The organism is Mesorhizobium sp. WSM4830 (assembly GCF_055811495.1).
The window spans coordinates 1-17,995 of record NZ_JBVVQI010000059.1; the positions used below are offsets into that span (position 1 = coordinate 1).

Consider the following 17,995-nt stretch of genomic DNA (forward strand, 5'->3'; position numbering starts at 1 on the left):
GGTGTCAAAGTCACCGTCTTGACGTTGAGGTTCAGGGTCTTGACCGAGCCGGAGAAGCCGTTCGCGGTGCGGGAGAATGTACCGATCGTCGCCATGGTGGTGGTTCCTTCTGCTATCTCGGGCGGCGCCTATCGCGGCCTCGATGGTGGTCGTGAGACCGGGGACGATTGGGCCGCACCCCAAAGTGGCTGAAACGAAGTGAAAGACGACGGCGCGAGGCTTTCTTGGGCCGCGAGGAATGGACGCAAACCGGGGTCCCCGCCACCGCCTGCGTGGTGGGGTGGTACGGCCAGGGGAAGAAAACGAAGCGGCGTCGTTGCGCGAAGACGATCGAGACTGAGCGAAGCGAAGGCGGTCCTTGGTCAGACCCAATCCATTCGAGGACGCCATGGGCTTAGGATGAACAGACAGAAGTCAACACCACAAAGGCGACGGCGATCAGTCGCGCTTTCCCATCCGTGTCATGAGCGCTTTGCGGGCAATACAGATAACCTACACCTCAACCATACAGCGATGATCGCCACTACACGCACCAACGCCAAGAAGCGCGTCACTGTCGCGCTTCTAGATTGCTGCGACCTGCCCTGCGAATTGCCCCTTTGCGACATTTCTACTTTGCCAGCAACGCGACATTCGAACTTGGTTGCAACATCGGAGCAAAAATGGCGAACATGCAGCGCAAGAACGCGTCGGCCAATACCATCGGCTCGACCGATACCGTGCCGTTCGCTACTGGTAACGGAAAGCAACGGTCAGAAAAGACCTCCGCCAAGCCCGGGCATGCAATATCCGGGAAACGAGGCGGCTTATTTCGATCACCTGTGTGCGTCGGGCTCTACGGTCGCCGAGGTGGGTGATGACGGAATCGACATCTTCTTGACGCAGCTCGGCGATGTGATCCACATAGGGACCACGCTGCATTCATTCCGTTCAATACTTCGATTCGGAATGGCTCGATCGTGCCCGGTGTGCACCTCCACCGCGAGCGTCGGCGCAAGGCGGTCATATTCTGAGTCAGCGTAGCGTGTCGAAGCCAATTCAGCGGGCCCAGTATTCGCAGAGGAAGCATCACTCGCCAGATCCCAATTCCCCCTGTAACGCGAGGCACGTCCGTGGCAGAACTTTGGCATGGCACGTCTAGGCCCGCTGCTGGCGTTTTTAGCGCTCTATGCCCTCATGTATGCTGCATTCGGGATAGCGTCCCCGTTCTGGCCCCGGTATTTTGAGGCGCGTGGCCTGACACCTGAAGAGCTGGGCGTTCTGTTCGGGTTAGGCAACGCGGCCCGGCTGATTGCCGGACCGCTTGCCAATCGAATTGCAGATATTCTCGGCGCTCTCCGTGGCACCCTGGCGGTCTGCATCGGGATCGCGGTGGCGGCGACGCTTGGGCTGGCTGCCGTGCAAGCTCTCTTTCTTCTGATGGCCGTTTATCTGGCCCAGTCGGCCGGGCTAGCACCGATCACAACCCTCGCCGACGCCCTTGCGGCGCGCGCATCGGTGCGCGAGCCCGGTTTTGAGTATGGTTGGGTGCGGGGTGCGGCATCAGCGGCCTTCGTTGCTGGCACCCTCGCGGCTGGCCAAGTGCTCGGAGTTTTCGAGCTGGACGCGATAATATGGATGTACGCGGCGCTGCTCGCCGCAGCGCTGGGTGCCGCCGCGCTGGTGCCGGAATCAGACACTGGCGCCGAGCGGGCTGCGGACCCGGTCGGGCAAAACGTAATCGGCGGGCTCCGCGAGCTGCTCCATCTTCGGACTTTCCGGCGCATCGTGGTGATTGCGGCGCTGATCTATGGCAGCCACGCGATGCATGACACCTTCTCCGTCATCCGCTGGACAGCGGCCGGGGTCGGCACGGCGGCGAGCAGCATACTTTGGTCGGAAGCGGTCACGGCGGAGGTGGTGGTGTTCCTTGTGGTCGGGCCGATCCTACTGCGCCGGCTTGGCGTGGCCGGGGTCGCCGCTCTGGCCGCGGTGGCCGGAATCCTGCGCTGGGTCGTGGAAGCGGAAACGGCGGTGGTCTGGATACTTGCGTTCGTGCAACCGCTTCACGGCATAACCTTCGCACTGCTGCATCTTGCCTGTATGCGTGTTATCGCCAGCAGCGTGCCCGCACATCTTGCCGCCACCGCGCAGGCCCTCTACGCGATGGGCCCGGGGCTCGCCACCGCGGGCCTTGTCTGGGTATCAGGGCAGCTATATGGAGCCTATGGCCCGCCCGGGTTCCTCATGATGGCGGGACTGTGTGTGCTGTCCCTTCCGCTAGTGATTGGACTGCGCGCAGGGGCCCCATCACCGGATTGACACAGGCACACCTGCCGTATCGGCATAACCAGGCGGCCCGGCACTTCCGGGCGCGCCGGAATGCCGCTGAAGATCGCGGCCAAGATCGACGCGATTGAATCATTTTGGAGTGACAGGATCGAAACCACAGGTGCTTCAGCATTCAAATGCCGAGTTCGTAGGCGAGGTCGAGCAGCAGAAGGCGGAACTCTTTGGGCAGTGCGACAGCGCTGCCGTGTCCCATCGACTGGCCGGAACCGTTCAGCCTCGTGACCATTGAGGCGATGGCCGGCGGGACCCCGGTTATAGCCTTCAGACGCGGCGCCGTTCCGGAGGTCATCGATGGCGGTGTGTCCGGACTGATCGTAGCCAATCGCGCACGGGTCCGGGAAACTTTTGAAAAGTGATTTTTGGTCGGGCGCATGTGTAGCGACTAAATGGCGATCTACCGCTCGCTCGCAGGCAACAAGCGATTTGCAATTGGGCTTTCGAGTTTGAGCGGAACACGCGCTGAGCCAGACCGGCAGATGTCTTTGACGATCTAGACGAAACCTTGGAGATTGGAGACATGGCGCTCAAACGGATGGACAACATAGGTATCGTCGTCGAGGACCTCGGAGGGACGATTGATTTCTTTCGCGAGCTCGGCCTTGAGCTCGAAGGGCGGGCGATGATCGAAGGTGAATGGGCCGGACGCGTCACTGGACTGGGCGATCAGCACGTCGAGATTGCCATGATGCGCACGCCCGATGGCCATGGCCGGCTTGAGCTATCCCGCTTCCTCAGGCCGCCTGTCGTGGTGGATCACCGCAACGCGCCAGTTAACGCCCTGGGCTATCTCCGCGTCATGTTCACCGTGGACGACATCGACGAGACGCTTGAAAAGCTCCGCAGCCGCGGCGCGCAGCTCGTAGGCGAAGTCGTCCAGTATCAAGACACCTATCGGCTCTGCTACATCCGCGGGCCTGGAGGGCTTTTGATTGGACTCGCCCAAGAACTCAGCTGAACATCAGCGAGCGCGTCTCACACAGTCGGTGGTTAGACCAGGACTCGCCGCCGCTATCGGACTGCTTTTCGGATTCGGGCTGTCAGCGTCTGTTCGACCTCGAAATAGCCTTCCCAGGCGTCGGCCTGCTGAGCCCGCGCAGCTGCGGCGAAAACGTCAAATGCGCTGGCAGTTTTGAAGTTCGGCAACTCATCCCAGCTCACGGGTACGGCACACTTGGCACCAGCTCGCGCCCGCGTCGACCAGGGACAAATTGCCGTGGCGCCCTGGCCGTTGCGCAGGTAGTCGAGGAACATGCGGCCTTTCCGCCGCGCCTTGCTCATGTTGGCGACGAAGCGGGAGGGATCGGTGCGGGCCAGCAGTTCAGCGAAATCTTGACAGAAGCTTTTGACCTCTTCCCAGTCGGCCTTGGGAACGAGCGGAACGACTACATGCACGCCCTTCCCCCCGGACAGCAGCGGCCAGGATTGAAGGCCGAGTGCCTCCAGAACGCCGCGGATGTCGAGGGCCGCCTGCTTGACGTCATTGAAATCCAGTCCCTCGTCGGGGTCGATGTCGAAGATCATGCGGTGAGGCAGTTTGGGTTGCTGGCGCAGGCTGCCCCAGACGTGGAACTCGAGCACGTTCATCTGCACGCCGGCGATAAGCCCCGCCAGGTCATTGACCCACAGGATGCGGCTTTCCTTGCCGGACATCTTCTCCAACTGGCCGTCATGGATGGCCTTGGGCATTCCAGGTAATTTGTGCTTCTGAAAAAAGGTCTGCTGCAGGTCGCCCTCGGTGTCGCGCACCAGCGACAGGGGTCGATCCTGGATATGCGGCAACATCTTCTCAGCGACTGCGGCGTAATAGGCGGCGAGCGTCGCCTTCGTCACTTCTGTGCCAGGATACATGACCTTCTCTGGATGGGTCAGGTTCACGCCAACCGCGCGGGCGATCTCCTTGCCCATATGGGGATCCAGATTGGCCGTGGCGACGGTCGCGATCGTCCTGGGCGTTTCCATCACCACCTGGTCGGCGCGCTTGTCTTCGCGCATCCCCTCAAAACTCGGGTGACGCAGGCTGCCGTCGGGTGTCACCTCCGAATAGGTGACCTCGGCGACGAGCTCGGGCTTCACCCAGTTGGCGCGGCGCGCGATGTCGCGCGGTACGGATACGAAGGCCGGCTTCTTCAGAGGCCGCTTCTCCAACTCCGCGAGAATAGATTTGCGCATCGCCTGGGTGAAGCCGGTGCCGACGCGGCCGCGATAGATCAGCTTGCCGTTTTCATAGGTGCCAAGAATCAGCGAGGCCATGCCGCGCCCGGTATCGCTTGGGCGGTAGCCGCCGACTACGAACTCCTGTCGTTTCGTGCACTTGATCTTGAGCCAGCTGGCGGTGCGGTCGCCGACATAGCGACTGTCCGCACGCTTGGCGATGATGCCTTCGTGTCCGCCGGCGCACATCGTATCGAAGACCTTCTTGCTGTCGGCGATATGGCTGGAGAACTGCAGGCTGTCGTCCGGGTCCCTCTCCCCCAGAAGTTTGGCAAGCCGTTCCTTGCGCTCGAGCAAGGGCCGGCTGGACTGATCCTCGCCGTTCAATTCCAGCAGGTCGAAGGCGTAGAACTTGAGCGGCATGCCCGCGGCAATTCCGGTTTTCAGCATGGAGAAGTTGGTGCGGCCTTGGCTGTCGATCGCGACGATCTCGCCGTCGATCAGCGCCGAGCCCTTGGTGAGTGCCTGAAGCGGCGGCAGGATCACCTTGAACTGGCGGGTCCAGTCGTAGCCGTTGCGCGTGTAGACGACGACCTCCGATCCCGAGATCGCGGCCTGCGCACGATAGCCGTCGAACTTCATTTCGAAGAGCCAATTGGCGCCAACCGGAATGTCGTCGGTCAGCGTGCAGAGCTGAAACGGACGAAACTTGGGTAGCGGGTATCGCGGGGTAGATTCTGAGTCCCTGCGCCGTGTGCGCTTCTTGGAGAGAGCGGCCTCTACGGCCGACATGCTGAACTCGAATACATAGTCGGATTCAATAACCCGCGTGGGATTCGGTTCCAAGCCCGTGCGTCAAAGGATTGAACCAGAAAAGTCCGGCTGCGTTAAATGGTGATTGGAATGCATCCTTGGAGGAAGAAATGGCTAGCACTCAAACAACTCGCGGGCGCAGCCAGGATCGCGCGAAGGTCGCTGGCGGGCAGGGTCATGAAGTGAAGTACGAGGCAGGCAAGACCGGAGCCAGCAAGGCTGACGTCAAATCGGCCGTGAAATCGGTCGGTAACAGTCGCAAGAAGGTTGAAGATAAATTAGACAAGAAGTGAGCCGGCCCGAAATCCGCCACGCTGGCAACAAGATCACGTGAAAAGCGCTGGGCATCCCCAGCCAAGAATACTGGCGAGTATCTCCGCCACGTGATCGTGCGCCAAGCGTTCCGCCGCGGACAGCCCTGGCGCAAATGCCCTCCAGTTCCTGCAAAGGGCGCGGAAACGCGACGCTCACCGGCTCGATTCGCAGCCGGCTCGCCAAAGGAGCAGCGGAAGCGAGAGCTGCGTGTCGGCCAAAGAGGGGCGATGACCTGCTGGTGGGGTGAGCAGAGTTCCTGCGCTACCCCCATCCATGCCATTCCATCCATTGTCTGCGCCGATCCGCTGCTGCACACAATGAGCACCAGAAGGCGACGCCTGGCGCGAGGCACGGCAAACGAGGCGAGTTGGGCATCGAAAGGAGGGCGCCCTCACCCATGACGATGCCGCTCTCGTAGACGCTGTAACGCGACTGCTCTCCATGTCCGAGAACCCAGAGCCTCCGGATCGTCGTAGAATTGCTTGAAGGCGACCGCTGGTCCGGTGCTGCCAGTGGCCCGCGACCCGACACCAGCAGCGGCCAGAAGCCGCCCCAGGCAAACCATCACAGCGCCCTCCCCGCTCACGATCCCAGAAACCTCCTTGCCATGTGTCGATCGAGCACCGGCGCCATGGCACGAGCGTGAACTCACGCGACTTTTCGACGACTGCATATTTTCGACTGGCAAGCTCGACAGAGCGGCGGAGCGAAAAGCCCAATGTTCTCAGGTTTTAGGCATGAAATCGAAAGAGGCATCATCCGTCAGCGGCCAATGATACGGGAACTTTAGAGCCGCTACGTCGATTTAGTGTCTTGGAGAGCCCCGCCATGAATGTCGGCGACGAAAGGACTGTATCCGTTTGGGCGAAAACCGAAGTAGCCCCTGATGCGGTTCCGCTCGGGCGGAGTGAAGAAGTCGATGTCGTGGTCGTCGGATCGGGCATTGCCGGACTGTCGGTCGCCTACGAACTGGCCATCGCCGGGCAAAAGGTGGCGGTGCTCGATCGCGGCCGGATCGGAAGCGGCATGACCGCACGCACCACGGCGCATCTGTCATCGATCTGCGACGACTATTTTTCGGAACTGATCAAATTGCGCGGCGAGGAACTGGCGCGGATTTACTACCAAAGCCAGTCGGCCGCTATCGACCGTATCCAATCGATCCTGGAGGCGGAGGGTATCGCGTGTGACTTCCGCCGCCTCGACGGTTTTCTGTTTCCGGCGTCGGGCAGGAAGGAATCCGTCATCGAGCGCGAACTGGACGCCGCTCTGAAAATCGGTGTCGACGTCGAGAAAACCGTGGGCGTGCCGCTTGCAGGCTTTTCGGATGCACCGATCCTTCGCTACGTCAATCAGGCGACATTCCACCCGCTCAAATATCTCCGCGGGCTGGCTGCCGGCATTCGCGCGCGCGGCGGCGCGCTTTATGCTGAGACCATCGTCGACAAGGTCGAGGAGACCGACGGCGGCGTGCGCGTAAGCACGGTCTCGGGCTTTGCCGTATCTGCCAGATCGGCCGTTGTCGCCACCAATTCGCCGATCAACGATCGGGTCGCGCTCCATACCAAGCAAGCGCCCTATCGGACCTACGCGATGGCGTTCGGGATCGCGCGCGACGTTTTGCCGGATGCACTCTATTGGGACACGCTGGACCCCTATCACTACGTCCGTCTGCAGTCTGGCGAAGGCAAGACCGACTTTCTGATCGTCGGTGGTGAGGACCATAAGACAGGGCAGGCCGACGATGCCGACGACCGCTTCGCGGCCCTGGCGGCCTGGATCAAAAAATTGGTGCCCGATATCGGCGCGGAAGCCAATCGATGGTCCGGGCAGGTAATGGAGACCGTCGACTATGCCGGCTTCATAGGCCGCAATCCCGGTGATCGGCGTGTCTTCGTTGCTACTGGCGATTCCGGCCAGGGCATCACTCATGGGGTCGTGGCAGGCCTGTTGATTTCGGACCTGATCCTGAAGGGGGAAAGCCCCTGGCGGGAACTTTACGAACCCTCCCGCAAGACGGTGCGGGCGATCGGCGACTATCTGGCGGAGAATGCGACAGCAATTAGGAGTTTTGCCGAGTATGTCGCGCCTGGCGAAATCGATTCCGCAGACAAGCTGCGGCCGGGACAAGGCGCTATCGTTCGCGAGGGACTTACCAAAGTCGCGGCATTTCGCGATGAAGACGGCACGCTCCACAGGCGCTCGGCCTCATGTACCCATGTCGGCTGCCATGTCCATTGGAACTCGTTGGAACGCTGCTGGGACTGCCCCTGCCACGGCTCGCACTTTGCCGTCGACGGCACGGCCTTGAACGGGCCGGCGGTGGCGCCACTGGCAGAGGTGGAATAGCCTTCGAGGTCAACACTACCGGCTTGTGTCGCGTGTCCGATTGCTTCGTGGATCGTGGACAAACTTGTTCTGACCTCATCCTGAGCACCAATTCCTACGAGAGTCCGACCTTCTTCACGCAAACGAACATTTTTCGGCCTGGGTGACGCTGCCGCCGTCAAGGAGGCATTCAGGTGGATGAAGCCCACCAAGAAGGCCATTAGAGCCCCCGATGATGCGATGTCCGGCAGATGAGGGGCTCATCACTCCGCCTAACGTCCTCAACAGGGATGTCGGCTTTCGCGCGGCAAAGGGTTCGTAGATGGACGGTCGATTTGGCGGCCCGTTGCTGACAGTCAGCCTTGGGGCAGGGAGCTAACCGACAGCTTCATGGCTGTGCAACGAGAAAGCGGACACACGATCACCTAGTGCCAGAGGCCGAAATGGGCCCGAAGCGACCCTTGTCGGGGCTATGATGCTGGAAACGAAGGCTGCCGCCTAGCTCCTGCGGCTCGGATCGCTATCGACGCCGTAACCGGCCGGCCCGCTATGTAGCCTTCGGGCAGAGCGAATTCGGCGCATCGCTCGATATGCCGATTTGGTCTCTCGGGGTGAGCGCCAGGACCATCCTCCCTTCCCAACCTCTGCAATCTATGATCCGCTCCCGTCACAGGAGGATCGCATGGCATTATCTGTTATCGGGGCTGGGTTCGGCCGCACCGGCACGCACACTCTGAACTTGGCGCTTGAAATGCTCGGGTTGGGTCCGTGCCATCACATGGAGGACGTCAACTCTAACCCCGAGCACCGCGACCTGATCCGCGCCGCCGGGCGCGGCGAGCCGGTGGATTGGGACGTCGTCTATGCCGGTTACAAGTCGGCAGTCGACTGGCCGACGGCCTATTTCTGGCGCGAACTCGCCGAGTATTTCCCCGACGCCAAGCTCATCCTCACCGTTCGCAACCCCGAGGGCTGGTACAGGAGCGCACGCGCCACGATCTTCAACACCATGGGCGAGACCTCCGACCCGCAAAGTTTTGGCCGGGCCGTCATAGAGACGAAAATTTTCGGCGGTCGTCTCGACGACGAAACCCATACTATCGAAGTGCTCGAAGCCCACAACGCCGAAGTGATCTCGGCTTTCACGCCGTCGCGCCTGCTGGTCTATCAGGTGGCCGAAGGTTGGCCGAACCTGTGCGCCTTTCTCGGCGTGCCGATCCCGGCCGAACCCTTCCCCCACAGCAACACCACTACCGAATTCCGAAGCCGCTTCGCCAAATAGCCCCGCACCGAGTTCGAGGCTGCAGCCCGGGTAACGCACGCAGCAGCCTGTCCACGCCCGCTCCGATGCGTCTCGTTGCAGCAGGGCGATGCTTTGCGGCTGCCGTTCGCAGATGGAGCATTTACAGCCGCATACATGTTGCATGTCGGAATGAACATTGCCGACAAGAGCGCACTATTCTCGGAGGTTGCGCGGGTCCTGCGCGCGGGTGCGCGTTTCGGTGTCTTCGACGTCATGCGCACTGGAGCCGGCGAGTTGTCTTATCCGCTGCCCTGGGCGAGTACGGCAGACACCAACGCGATCGCCGCGCCGGAGCAGTACCGCGACACACTTTCCGCGGCAGGGTTCGAGATTTTGTCGGAACGCCAGCGGCGCGATGCCGCGCTTGACTATTTTGCCCGGCAGCGTGCCGGCCACCGGGCGGGCAGTACTGGGCGTCCAGACTCTCATGGGAGGGCGGCGGCCCCAGATGGTCCGAAACATGAGCGAAAGTATTTCAGCTGGGCTGATTGCGCCGGTCGAGATTATTGCCCGAAGGCAGTGATGCCTGCGTTCGATTTTCAACCGGCCCTGGCAGGAAACGTAAGGTCTGCTTCGGGACCTGTTGTTGACGTTCAGCCGCGCCTGTGTCTGATCCGGACCTGCACGCCGGGAATGATGCTGGTTCTGCCTTTTACTCGCTTGCGGGGCTTTGGCGTTGGATCCATGGTGGCCATGAAGCGCTTGCCGGCGCCTACAGGATCCCTGGCGTCGTCGATGGCGGCGATTGATTCAGCGGTGAGGTGATAGACCTTGTCGTCGAGCCTGAGGTAGACGCATTGCCTGGTCTGGGCGATGTCGACGCGGTCGTCTCTAGCGAAGTGCTGAGCCAGCAGCTTTGCCATCAACGATAGAACGTCCTGCCTGCTTGCCACGAGCGGAGCCCTTCCATCATCGCGAGCGAACGCTGCTGAGGCCAAGGGGTTCCATGGCTGCTGTCTGGTAAAAGGAAAAGGCGATTTGCAGCTCGCCTTCTCCAACAGATCACCTGGGAAGACCGAACCAGGCTCTGTCTGCGGGGGTTGTTTTTATGCCAACACCACCGCCGGCTGCGCGTCTGCCCAGGTGAACTGCCTCCCCTGGGTTAGCTCGAATGTCCTTATGGTGCTTCCAGACTCGATCGTCCCGAGCCTCGATTTCGCACAGCCGGATCTACTGCTCGAGATAGGCGATCTTCGGAGCCACGGTCCAGGTCTTGACCCTTGGTGGAAGATGTCGGCTCATGGCTTCAGGCTCTTGTAATAGCGGGTCTTGGCGTGGACCTCCGGCGTCGCGGTCAACCCCGCTTCCGGCGCTGTCCAGGGGAACTTCTTCTCCAGCTCGACCGCCCACTGCGTCAGCTCGCCCGTGGCATCGGTGATCACCGCACCAAGACCGGCCTTCACCCTGGCCTCGATATAGGCCTCGACGATGGGCTTGATCTTCTCAGTCTCACCTTCGATGCCGACACCGTCGATCCAGATTTTCTCTGTCATGCTGCCCACTCGACGGTGCCAAGGACGTGGTCGCCCTTGTCGTTGAAGTGGTCCGGCATTTCCGCCTTGGCTGCGAAAAGATCCGCCATGATGCCATCATATTCACCCCTCCGCGCAGCGTAGGCGCCGTTGCAGCGCATGACGAGCGCGGAGATCCTGTCGAACATAGCGCCCGACGTCGAGATGACACCACTCCGCGTGTGAAAACGGAACGGCTTTGAAATCTGACGTGCCATGTGAAGCTCCCTTCAATGCGTTGCTATGCTTCACTGTCGCACATCGCATTGAGGGGATCGGCTGGGCGCTGGCGGCATCTAATAAAGGCCCGCATCTTCGGGCGTGAACGGAAAAGAAGACGCGGGCCGGATCGGACGCCACCGATCATTGCAGCAATTACAGAGGGGAGTAGAATTTTGCTGCGCCTTATAAACTTTCGGGGAGGCCAGCCTGTTCCAAGGCAAGCGCGCTATTTTGCGGTGCCCATTGCCGGTTCGCCGGTCAGCGCCTGGTCGTCATAGCCCTGCAGCCAGGCCTCGGCGTATTCTGCCCAGAATTCCGACACCTGGCGCTCCTTGCCGTCCTTGCGGGCCTGGGAACCATACATCCAGGCGAATTTCGCGCGTTCCTGGTCCTTTTTGGCCATATTCACCCTCAACTTGATCGATCAACGCGCAAGCGCTATGTTTGGCTGAGGAGCCGGGCTTTCACCCGACCCCTCGTTTCCTTGAGCACTCCCGAAGTTGGACCCGCACGGTCACTGACCAGGACGTGCGGGTCTTTCGCCCCTAGGCGCTTCTCTCGGATGTGCTTGCCGGTGATCAGCCGTGAGGCTTTGCTTTTGACAGAGCCTTAGCGGCGCTCCGCGGGTGGTTGCGCTGGCTACCTTCGTAGGCGACGCAGCCGCCCACCCGGGCGAATTTGCTGACAGTCCTCAATCGAATATCCAAGGTGCTCCCGATAAGCGCGGATGACGTGGGTCTCCTCTGACATAGCCGTTAAGACTGCCCCGGGAATGGGGAATCCTTCATAGATATCTCCAAAAAGAGCAGGATACCCGCCACAATCGGGAGATTTCCTCCCGACCTGGCGCCCCAGCAAAAACAAATAAATGGACTTCGATTCGGCCCGATCGGCCTCGTCCATGGAATCGGCCACCTGAAATTGACAGCCAGATCGGAAGATGGCGGCTCGCCTGGTTCTGATAAAGACCAAGAGCTGCCTGCTCGCCAATGAGCTCTTGAACAGGAACTCGAACTCGCCCATGCCGCTGTCCCGGAGACCAAAAACCAACTCTTCAGCCACGATCAGCCCGTGAGGCGCGCACGAAACAAGGTGGAGCCGTCCGTCAGGCGCGACCTGGAGATATCCCGGAATCCAGCGTCGGTCATCCACGCGCGATACTGACCTTCAGTGTACGATTCGCCGTGGCGATAGAGGTTCAAGAAAGTGACATTGAGAAAGACACCCTCAGGCGGGCCGAGGCGGTCGTCATCGACGACGCCCCACCCCGCAATTGCGATCTCGCCTCCCGGTGTGAGGCAACGCGCCGCGTTCAGGATCGAACTGCGCGCCTGGTCCGGCGGAAGGACCTGGACGACGGCCTTCAGGATCGCCAGATCGTGCCGACCGATCGATGGAGCGACAGTTATGTCCCCCTCTTCGAAAACCACGTCGTCGGCACCGTATTCTGACAGGATATCTGGCGCGGCCGCTGCGACCGTTGGCAGTTCCATCAGCGTCGCCGCAATATGCGGCCACCGCTCGCGAAGTCCGACGAGAATTGTCCCGGGGCCCCCGCCGATGTCGATCACCGAACCGATCGCCGAGAGGTCCATCGCCCGGGCCAGATGTCGGCCGAAAATCACTCCGCCCGGTGCGAGCCTGCGGCTGAAAGCCGCCGCGGCCTCGGGCCCGGCTTCGGAAAAGTCGTGCAGCGCAGCCGGCCGGTTCTGTCGCAGCGACTCTGCGGTCAGCAAGTCGGCTCCCCAGAGCTCGCGCAGGAGTGCATGATCGCCGCCGCGATAAGTCGGCTTGGTCGCGTCGAGGAAGGCTGACGCTTCGGCTCCGTTGCTAAATTGACCATCCTTGACTTCGAGGAGACCAATGCTGGCGAGCGCGTAGAGGAGCCGCGACAGACGATCGGGCTCGACTTTGAGCGCGGCCCCCAGGCTGTCAGCGGTCATCGCGCTGCCACCGAGCCGGGTGAAGATGCCGAAGTCCAGTCCGGCGCGAAGCGCCAAGGCGGCGGGCACCGCTGCGATCAGCTTGTTGATCCTATCAGAATCCACCATGCCACATCCCCTCCCGCGACCCAGCGCCGGCGATCAGAAGTTTGTCACGGAACCGAAGAGCGTTTGAAGTAGCATGGTCGACCAGACCGATATAGGTGTCCAGTTGGTATTCGACGTCGAGACCGTGAGCGTTCGATCAACTCGACGCCTTGGACATCGTCTACATCCATGTCGTCGAAGGCGCCACGGCCGGACCGCGCGATGTCGCGCGGCGGCGCTTCACCAAAGAGCTATATCGCCAACAACGGTTATGATCTCGAACTCGCGACGTGCGGACGTTGAACTTCCAATGTCGGACGTTGTGAGTTGACCCGAAGCGGACCCTCAATGAGTTGGCGAGCATCATCCGCTCTGCTCACAAGCAGACCCTTGCGAGCAGCAGACCTCAGGATCACCCTGGCGCTTGGCAGCTGAGGCCCAGCCCCTCGTCGGATTGCATTGCCTGCTAGTTAGCCTCCAACACGATGCGGTGATCTAGAAAATGGCAGCAGCTTCGCGGATAACCGAGGTTTCTAGGCCTTCAGCGATTTCGCTAATCCGAAGCTGATTCCGATAGTCAGCTCGGAGCTCCTGGCCCGACCCTTTTGAGAGCTTGGCCAACTCGGTTGCTGCACGAACCGCCAACCAACACGCGCCCTGACTTATCGCAGTATCATAGGCTCTACTTAGGACTTTCATCCCTCGGGTCACATCCGCCTTGGCTACCAAGCAACCCTCAATACGTTCTATTTCAGCCCGCGCCCATTTTTCGTCGGTCTTGTCCATCGCCTCGATAGCATTTTCGATCGCCGCGAGGCCCTCATCGATCCGTCCATGCAGGAGGCAAATGTCCGCAATCGACGAATAGAAGTGTGGCAAGTGCAGCTCCGAGCCAGTCGAGCGCCATCGGTTAATGCCATCGCGCAGCATTCTGAGCCCTTCGTCGGGCAGGTCGCTGCCTATGGCCCAGCCGAGCAGAGTGCGAGCACCGCCAGACCAGGATGCCAGTCTGCGGTCATCAGCTAAAATGAGCATCCGTTCAGCGATCTCACGGCACTCGGCCGGCTCATTGCGGAAACGTCGGGCAAGAGCGAGATTCATGAGGATAAATGCCAGATTAAGCGGATGATCAAGCCGCTCCGCGGTTTCCACGCTTGACGCACAATTGGCGAGCCCGGTGTCGACCCGCCCTGCGAGCACCTGCGCCACGCCCAGATAGCTGCGACAGATCGAGGGGCCGTCCTCTCCATATCTTGCGACATCGAAATCCCTATCGGAGGTCGCCCAGGCATTAATTCCGGCCTCGGCTTCCCGTGCAGCATCCCCAATGGCACCGAGATAGAAATAGGACGTAGCGAGCGCCCGATGCGCCAAAGTCGTTTCCTCAACGTTTTCTCCGCGCGAGGTTTCGGCAAGGAGTTGCTTGGCCAGGTCTCGGCTCCGGTGCAGGTCAGGCCGGTCAAGGTAGAAGTTCCAAAGCGAACGTCGGACAAAAAAGAGGTTGGAGGTGAGGCCCGTGGCTATACAAAGCTCTTCGGCACGGAGAAAGTTCGCTTCAACCTTCTCCGACGCATATCCAGCTGACGCGTTCAGCGGGACGCCCATTTCAATCCGGATTCTGAGTTCAAGCTCATTTGTATCGCCCGATCTAGTGACTGCTTCCAGGGCATCTAGCGCGCCCGTGAAATGCGCGACCGCCTCCGGATTGGCAAATCGCGCCGCGGCAGCTCGCCCAGCTTGGAGGAAGCATTCAGCTGCCTCACTATACCGTTTTGCCGCCACAAGGTGATGTGCAACCAGCTCCGGTTCGGCCGTCGACTCCGAGCCGAGTTTGTCGGCCAGCCGGCTGTGTATGTCCTGGCGCACCGATTTCAACATACTGTGATAGGCAGCATCGCGAACGAGCGCGTGCTTGAACGTGTATCGAGCGTCCGAGCCTCTTCCGCGACGGAAGATCAGCTCGGCATCCACGAGCTTATCGAGTGCCTCTTCCAACTGGGCACCGCTGAGCCGCGTGACGGATCCAAGGAGGTCGTGGCGGAATTCGCGGCCGATGCATGCGGCCATTTGCGCAACTTCCTTGACCGGTTGCAATCGGTCGAGGCGGGCCATCAGCGAATCGTGCAACGTTAGCGGAATGTCGAGATTTGCGAGTCTGGCATGATCTTCGTCGAAGACGGCTGCGCGATCGAAGTGGCGGGCTTCGAGAACACCCTTTGTCAGCTCTTCAATGAACAGCGGCACACCATCCGTCGTGGCGATGATCTTGTCCACAATGGTGGGCGGTAGTCGAATATCGCCAGCGAGCTTCTCGATGAAAGCGGTGGTCTGTTCACGGCCCAGGCGATTAAGCGCCAATTTCGTCACTATGGGATGTCCGCCAAAACCGTGTTCGAAGGTCGGTCTCGTCGTCACCATCATCATGACCCGAGCGTGCTGAATCCGTTCGACACATTGATCCAACAATTCGAGCGTTGTCGCGTCAATCCAGTGGATGTCCTCGATCACGAACAACAATGGCAGCCTTGCTGCCGCGTCGAGGATGTCGTTCAATAATCCGTCAAGCGTTCGCGCTCGCAGCTGCTGCGGATTCAGGCCCGTCAAAGCATCTCTCTGATAGTTTTGAAGATCGAGCAGGGAAGCGAAGATAGGCAACAACGGATTCGCTGGACCTTTGGTGCCTTCGAGTTTTCTGACCTTCTCTTCGTCCCCGTCGGCTTCTCCAATACCGATAGTGCGGCGGAGCTGCTGAACAGCTGGATAGAGCGGCGAGCCAGAGTAATACGGCGAGCACTGATAGCTCAGCCGCACATGTTTCTCTTGAGAGACCGCGTCGATCAAGGCGCGGGTGATGCGAGATTTGCCGATACCCGCCTCGCCGCTGAGAAGCACGAGCTGGCCTTCGCCCCTCTTCGCTTGCCCCCAACGTTCGAGAGCAAGTCCGAGTTCGAGGTCTCTCCCGAACATGATTTGAGGAGCGCTCGTGACGCGCGCGTCATAGCGTGTCTCCACGGCATGTTCCCCGACAACCAGAAATGGCGAGACGGGTGTCGAAAATCCCTTCAGCTCGATAGAGCCAAGGCTCTCAACCGCGAATATTCCGCCGAGCAACTTTCTCGTGCTCTCCGCGACCACCACATATCCCGGTTGGGCCAGGGCTTGCAGCCGAGCGGCGAGATTGGGTGTTTCGCCGACGACCACTTCTTCGTGTGCGGACCCAGTCCCGATGACGTCTCCGACGACACATAATCCCGTGGCAATTCCCACTCTAGCTGCCAGTGGCACTTGACCAGGAGTGCGCAAACTGGCGACAGCTTTCACTATGGAACGTCCAGAGCGGACCGCCCGCTCGGCGTCCTCCTCGTGAGCGTGTGGCCAGCCGAAATAGCACAGCACGCCGTCGCCCATGAATTTGGCGACGTAGCCATCATAACGGGCGACCTCTGCAGCGACCAACGATTGATATGCGGCTAAGACCGAGCCCCAGTCCTCTGGATCGAGCGTCGACGCCAGCGCGGTCGATTCCACGAGGTCGACGAACATGACTGTGAGGTGGCGCCTCTCTGCCTCACTCCCCTCTCGCTTGGGTACTGCACTTTGGAGCGCATCCCGCTTGGCATCGTCGCCTGCTTTCGGCGGTTGGGCCGGTGGACGCGAGAGCTCGTCGATGGCGGTTAGGATTCTTCTCCGGTGACCAACAGACTTTACGCCAAGCTCCCGAAGGTCATCGTCGGAGAGCTTTGGTAGAATTGCCGGATCAATGTCGTTGTCGATGAATGCGCCGGCATACTGCTCAAGGCCCAAGCCTTGCAGCCATGAAGCGATCTCCTTGCCGCCCTGCTGATGATCCATCGAGGCAGTCAAACGCACATACTAAAAATGTCAATCGGACCGCCCCAAGGATTGCGCACCCGCTGCTCCAAAACGCTCCCAATCCGATTGCCGGGGCTCACTGCAGCTCCTGGGGCGAAGTAGAAAGTTAGCGCTTGGACGAGCGATGTCGCTTTTGGTGGACGGCGATAGCCGATGGAATGGCCGACATGCCGGTGCATTGCCGCCCGGCAGGGTGTGGGCCGATAGCTGGCTGGCGGCTTCCAGTGTGAGGTGTAAATGAGCGAACATTCAGCTCGGCGTTGTCAATGCCGCTCGAATTTTCCCCAAAAGTGCCGAAGTAAAATTCCCCAGTTTCGCCGCTCAGACTGTCGCGGAGGGGTGTCCATTTTTCGGTGGCCGGCCGCGCGGCCGCGATGGTGGATTTAATGTCGGCAGCGTGATGGAGGCTTTCGATCGCAAGTGTTCGGGCATGAGCTCGGCGTGCTGGCGGAGCCGATAACTCGATCCTTCGATCTGGACGACGACCGCATGGTGAAGCAGGCGATCGAGAAGTGCGGTTGCGACGACAGGATCGCCGAAGACCTCGCCCCATTCGGCGAAGCCGCGATTTGAGGTGAGAATCATTGCGCCCTTCTCGTAGCGGGCGTTGACGAGTTGGAAGAACAGATTGCCGCCACCGTGGACACGGGCAGGTAGCCGATCTCATCGACAACGAGCAGAGCAGGCCGGCAGAAGAAGCGGATGCGTTCCTGCAGGCGGCCTTCGCGTTCGGCCCTTGCCAGCGCGGCGATGAGTTCGGCGAGCGTGCAGAAATAGACGCTCTTTCCAGCCTTCACAGCCTCGACGGCAAGCGCAATGGCCAGATGGCTCTTGCCTGTGCCGGGCAGGCCGAGGAAGTGGACGACCTCGCAGCGGGCGACGAAGCCGAGTTGGGCCAGCGTGAAGATTCGATCACGGTCGAGCGAGGGCTGGAAAGAGAAGTCGAAGCCGGCGAGCGTCTTGACCGTGGCCAGGCGCCCCATGCGCAGTGCCGTCTTGATCCGGCTGTTCTCGCGCAGGGTCAACTCTTCCGAGAGCAGGATGTCCATGGCTTCGAGGGCGGCGATCTCGCCTTTCTCGAGCCGGCGCACGACATGATCGAGCGCTTCGAGCGCCCG

The 17,995-nt window shown here is 60.7% G+C and carries 14 protein-coding genes and 4 pseudogenes; 8 read left to right on the forward strand and 10 right to left on the reverse strand.

Annotation, left to right across the window (positions count from 1 at the left end):
• Positions 1-95 (reverse strand): DUF736 family protein (locus tag AC0L2Y_RS33510; protein ID WP_473562226.1); only part of this gene is annotated, 95 nt, incomplete at its 3' end.
• A gap of 1,033 nt (positions 96-1,128) precedes the next feature.
• Between AC0L2Y_RS33510 and AC0L2Y_RS33515 the strand changes: the two genes are divergently transcribed.
• From AC0L2Y_RS33515 to AC0L2Y_RS33525, 3 genes are all read left to right on the forward strand, one after another.
• Positions 1,129-2,301 (forward strand): MFS transporter, encoded by a 1,173-nt coding sequence (locus AC0L2Y_RS33515; protein WP_473562213.1) that lies wholly within the window; start codon positions 1,129-1,131, stop codon positions 2,299-2,301.
• A gap of 248 nt (positions 2,302-2,549) precedes the next feature.
• Positions 2,550-2,687 (forward strand): glycosyltransferase, encoded by a 138-nt coding sequence (locus AC0L2Y_RS33520; protein ID WP_473562214.1) that lies wholly within the window; start codon positions 2,550-2,552, stop codon positions 2,685-2,687.
• 161 nt (positions 2,688-2,848) lie between these two features.
• The gene (locus AC0L2Y_RS33525; protein ID WP_473562215.1) at positions 2,849-3,286 is read left to right on the forward strand and encodes a VOC family protein; all 438 of its coding nucleotides are present in this window, start codon (positions 2,849-2,851) and stop codon (positions 3,284-3,286) included.
• A 53-nt stretch (positions 3,287-3,339) separates the two neighbouring features.
• Here AC0L2Y_RS33525 and ligD read toward each other — a convergent pair whose 3' ends face one another.
• Positions 3,340-5,274 carry a DNA ligase D gene (gene ligD / locus AC0L2Y_RS33530; RefSeq protein ID WP_473562216.1) on the reverse strand — a complete coding sequence of 645 codons (1,935 nt, stop codon included), beginning with the start codon at positions 5,272-5,274 and terminating at the stop codon, positions 3,340-3,342.
• 131 nt (positions 5,275-5,405) lie between these two features.
• On the opposite strand from ligD, the gene AC0L2Y_RS33535 reads away from it, so the two are divergent.
• The gene (locus tag AC0L2Y_RS33535) at positions 5,406-5,588 is read left to right on the forward strand and encodes a DUF3606 domain-containing protein (RefSeq protein ID WP_473562217.1); all 183 of its coding nucleotides are present in this window, start codon (positions 5,406-5,408) and stop codon (positions 5,586-5,588) included.
• 569 nt (positions 5,589-6,157) lie between these two features.
• On the opposite strand, the pseudogene AC0L2Y_RS33540 reads toward AC0L2Y_RS33535, so the two are convergent.
• Positions 6,158-6,308 (reverse strand): annotated as a pseudogene (locus AC0L2Y_RS33540) (DUF3363 domain-containing protein); the annotation flags it as partial.
• Between the two features lie 130 nt (positions 6,309-6,438).
• Between AC0L2Y_RS33540 and AC0L2Y_RS33545 the strand changes: the two are divergent.
• The 3 genes and pseudogenes from AC0L2Y_RS33545 to AC0L2Y_RS33555 all read left to right on the forward strand — a co-directional run.
• On the forward strand, positions 6,439-7,959 hold the full coding sequence (locus AC0L2Y_RS33545) for an FAD-dependent oxidoreductase (protein ID WP_473562218.1): 1,521 nt from the start codon (positions 6,439-6,441) through the stop codon (positions 7,957-7,959).
• Positions 7,960-8,620: 661 nt separating this feature from the next.
• Positions 8,621-9,220 carry a sulfotransferase family protein gene (locus AC0L2Y_RS33550; RefSeq protein WP_473562219.1) on the forward strand — a complete coding sequence of 200 codons (600 nt, stop codon included), beginning with the start codon at positions 8,621-8,623 and terminating at the stop codon, positions 9,218-9,220.
• Positions 9,221-9,277: 57 nt separating this feature from the next.
• Positions 9,278-9,427 (forward strand): annotated as a pseudogene (locus AC0L2Y_RS33555) (class I SAM-dependent methyltransferase); the annotation flags it as partial.
• Positions 9,428-9,834: 407 nt separating this feature from the next.
• Here AC0L2Y_RS33555 and AC0L2Y_RS33560 read toward each other — a convergent pair.
• The 5 genes from AC0L2Y_RS33560 to AC0L2Y_RS33580 form a co-directional block, all read right to left on the reverse strand.
• Positions 9,835-10,104 carry a hypothetical protein gene (locus AC0L2Y_RS33560; RefSeq protein WP_473562220.1) on the reverse strand — a complete coding sequence of 90 codons (270 nt, stop codon included), beginning with the start codon at positions 10,102-10,104 and terminating at the stop codon, positions 9,835-9,837.
• 375 nt (positions 10,105-10,479) lie between these two features.
• The gene (locus tag AC0L2Y_RS33565; RefSeq protein ID WP_473562221.1) at positions 10,480-10,734 is read right to left on the reverse strand and encodes a hypothetical protein; all 255 of its coding nucleotides are present in this window, start codon (positions 10,732-10,734) and stop codon (positions 10,480-10,482) included.
• Positions 10,731-10,970, reverse strand: coding sequence for a hypothetical protein (locus AC0L2Y_RS33570; RefSeq protein ID WP_473562222.1), 240 nt, complete (start codon positions 10,968-10,970; stop codon positions 10,731-10,733). Before AC0L2Y_RS33570 ends, AC0L2Y_RS33565 begins: the two co-directional genes overlap by 4 nt.
• A 230-nt stretch (positions 10,971-11,200) precedes the next feature.
• Positions 11,201-11,377, reverse strand: a complete 177-nt coding sequence (locus AC0L2Y_RS33575) for a hypothetical protein (protein WP_473562223.1) — start codon at positions 11,375-11,377, stop codon at positions 11,201-11,203.
• A gap of 661 nt (positions 11,378-12,038) precedes the next feature.
• Positions 12,039-13,025: a methyltransferase gene (locus tag AC0L2Y_RS33580; RefSeq protein WP_473562224.1), complete on the reverse strand. Its 987-nt coding sequence runs from the start codon at positions 13,023-13,025 to the stop codon at positions 12,039-12,041.
• A 134-nt stretch (positions 13,026-13,159) separates the two neighbouring features.
• On the opposite strand from AC0L2Y_RS33580, the pseudogene AC0L2Y_RS33585 reads away from it, so the two are divergent.
• Positions 13,160-13,295 (forward strand): annotated as a pseudogene (locus AC0L2Y_RS33585) (alkene reductase); the annotation flags it as partial.
• A 204-nt stretch (positions 13,296-13,499) separates the two neighbouring features.
• On the opposite strand, the gene AC0L2Y_RS33590 reads toward AC0L2Y_RS33585, so the two are convergent.
• Both AC0L2Y_RS33590 and istB read right to left on the reverse strand, forming a co-directional pair.
• On the reverse strand, positions 13,500-16,856 hold the full coding sequence (locus AC0L2Y_RS33590) for an AAA family ATPase (RefSeq protein ID WP_473562225.1): 3,357 nt from the start codon (positions 16,854-16,856) through the stop codon (positions 13,500-13,502).
• Positions 16,857-17,198: 342 nt separating this feature from the next.
• Positions 17,199-17,995 (reverse strand): annotated as a pseudogene (gene istB / locus AC0L2Y_RS33595) (IS21-like element helper ATPase IstB); the annotation flags it as partial.

Excerpts from the sequence above, each read along its gene's own strand:
- AC0L2Y_RS33515 (WP_473562213.1), top strand. The coding sequence starts at position 1,129 with ATGGCACGTCTAGGCCCGCTGCTGGCGTTTTTAGCGCTCTATGCCCTC.
- AC0L2Y_RS33525 (WP_473562215.1), top strand. The coding sequence starts at position 2,849 with ATGGCGCTCAAACGGATGGACAACATAGGTATCGTCGTCGAGGACCTC.
- ligD (WP_473562216.1), bottom strand. The coding sequence starts at position 5,274 with ATGTCGGCCGTAGAGGCCGCTCTCTCCAAGAAGCGCACACGGCGCAGG.
- AC0L2Y_RS33535 (WP_473562217.1), top strand. The coding sequence starts at position 5,406 with ATGGCTAGCACTCAAACAACTCGCGGGCGCAGCCAGGATCGCGCGAAG.
- AC0L2Y_RS33545 (WP_473562218.1), top strand. The coding sequence starts at position 6,439 with ATGAATGTCGGCGACGAAAGGACTGTATCCGTTTGGGCGAAAACCGAA.
- AC0L2Y_RS33550 (WP_473562219.1), top strand. The coding sequence starts at position 8,621 with ATGGCATTATCTGTTATCGGGGCTGGGTTCGGCCGCACCGGCACGCAC.
- AC0L2Y_RS33560 (WP_473562220.1), bottom strand. The coding sequence starts at position 10,104 with ATGGCAAAGCTGCTGGCTCAGCACTTCGCTAGAGACGACCGCGTCGAC.
- AC0L2Y_RS33565 (WP_473562221.1), bottom strand. The coding sequence starts at position 10,734 with ATGACAGAGAAAATCTGGATCGACGGTGTCGGCATCGAAGGTGAGACT.
- AC0L2Y_RS33570 (WP_473562222.1), bottom strand. The coding sequence starts at position 10,970 with ATGGCACGTCAGATTTCAAAGCCGTTCCGTTTTCACACGCGGAGTGGT.
- AC0L2Y_RS33575 (WP_473562223.1), bottom strand. The coding sequence starts at position 11,377 with ATGGCCAAAAAGGACCAGGAACGCGCGAAATTCGCCTGGATGTATGGT.
- AC0L2Y_RS33580 (WP_473562224.1), bottom strand. The coding sequence starts at position 13,025 with ATGGTGGATTCTGATAGGATCAACAAGCTGATCGCAGCGGTGCCCGCC.
- AC0L2Y_RS33590 (WP_473562225.1), bottom strand. The coding sequence starts at position 16,856 with ATGGATCATCAGCAGGGCGGCAAGGAGATCGCTTCATGGCTGCAAGGC.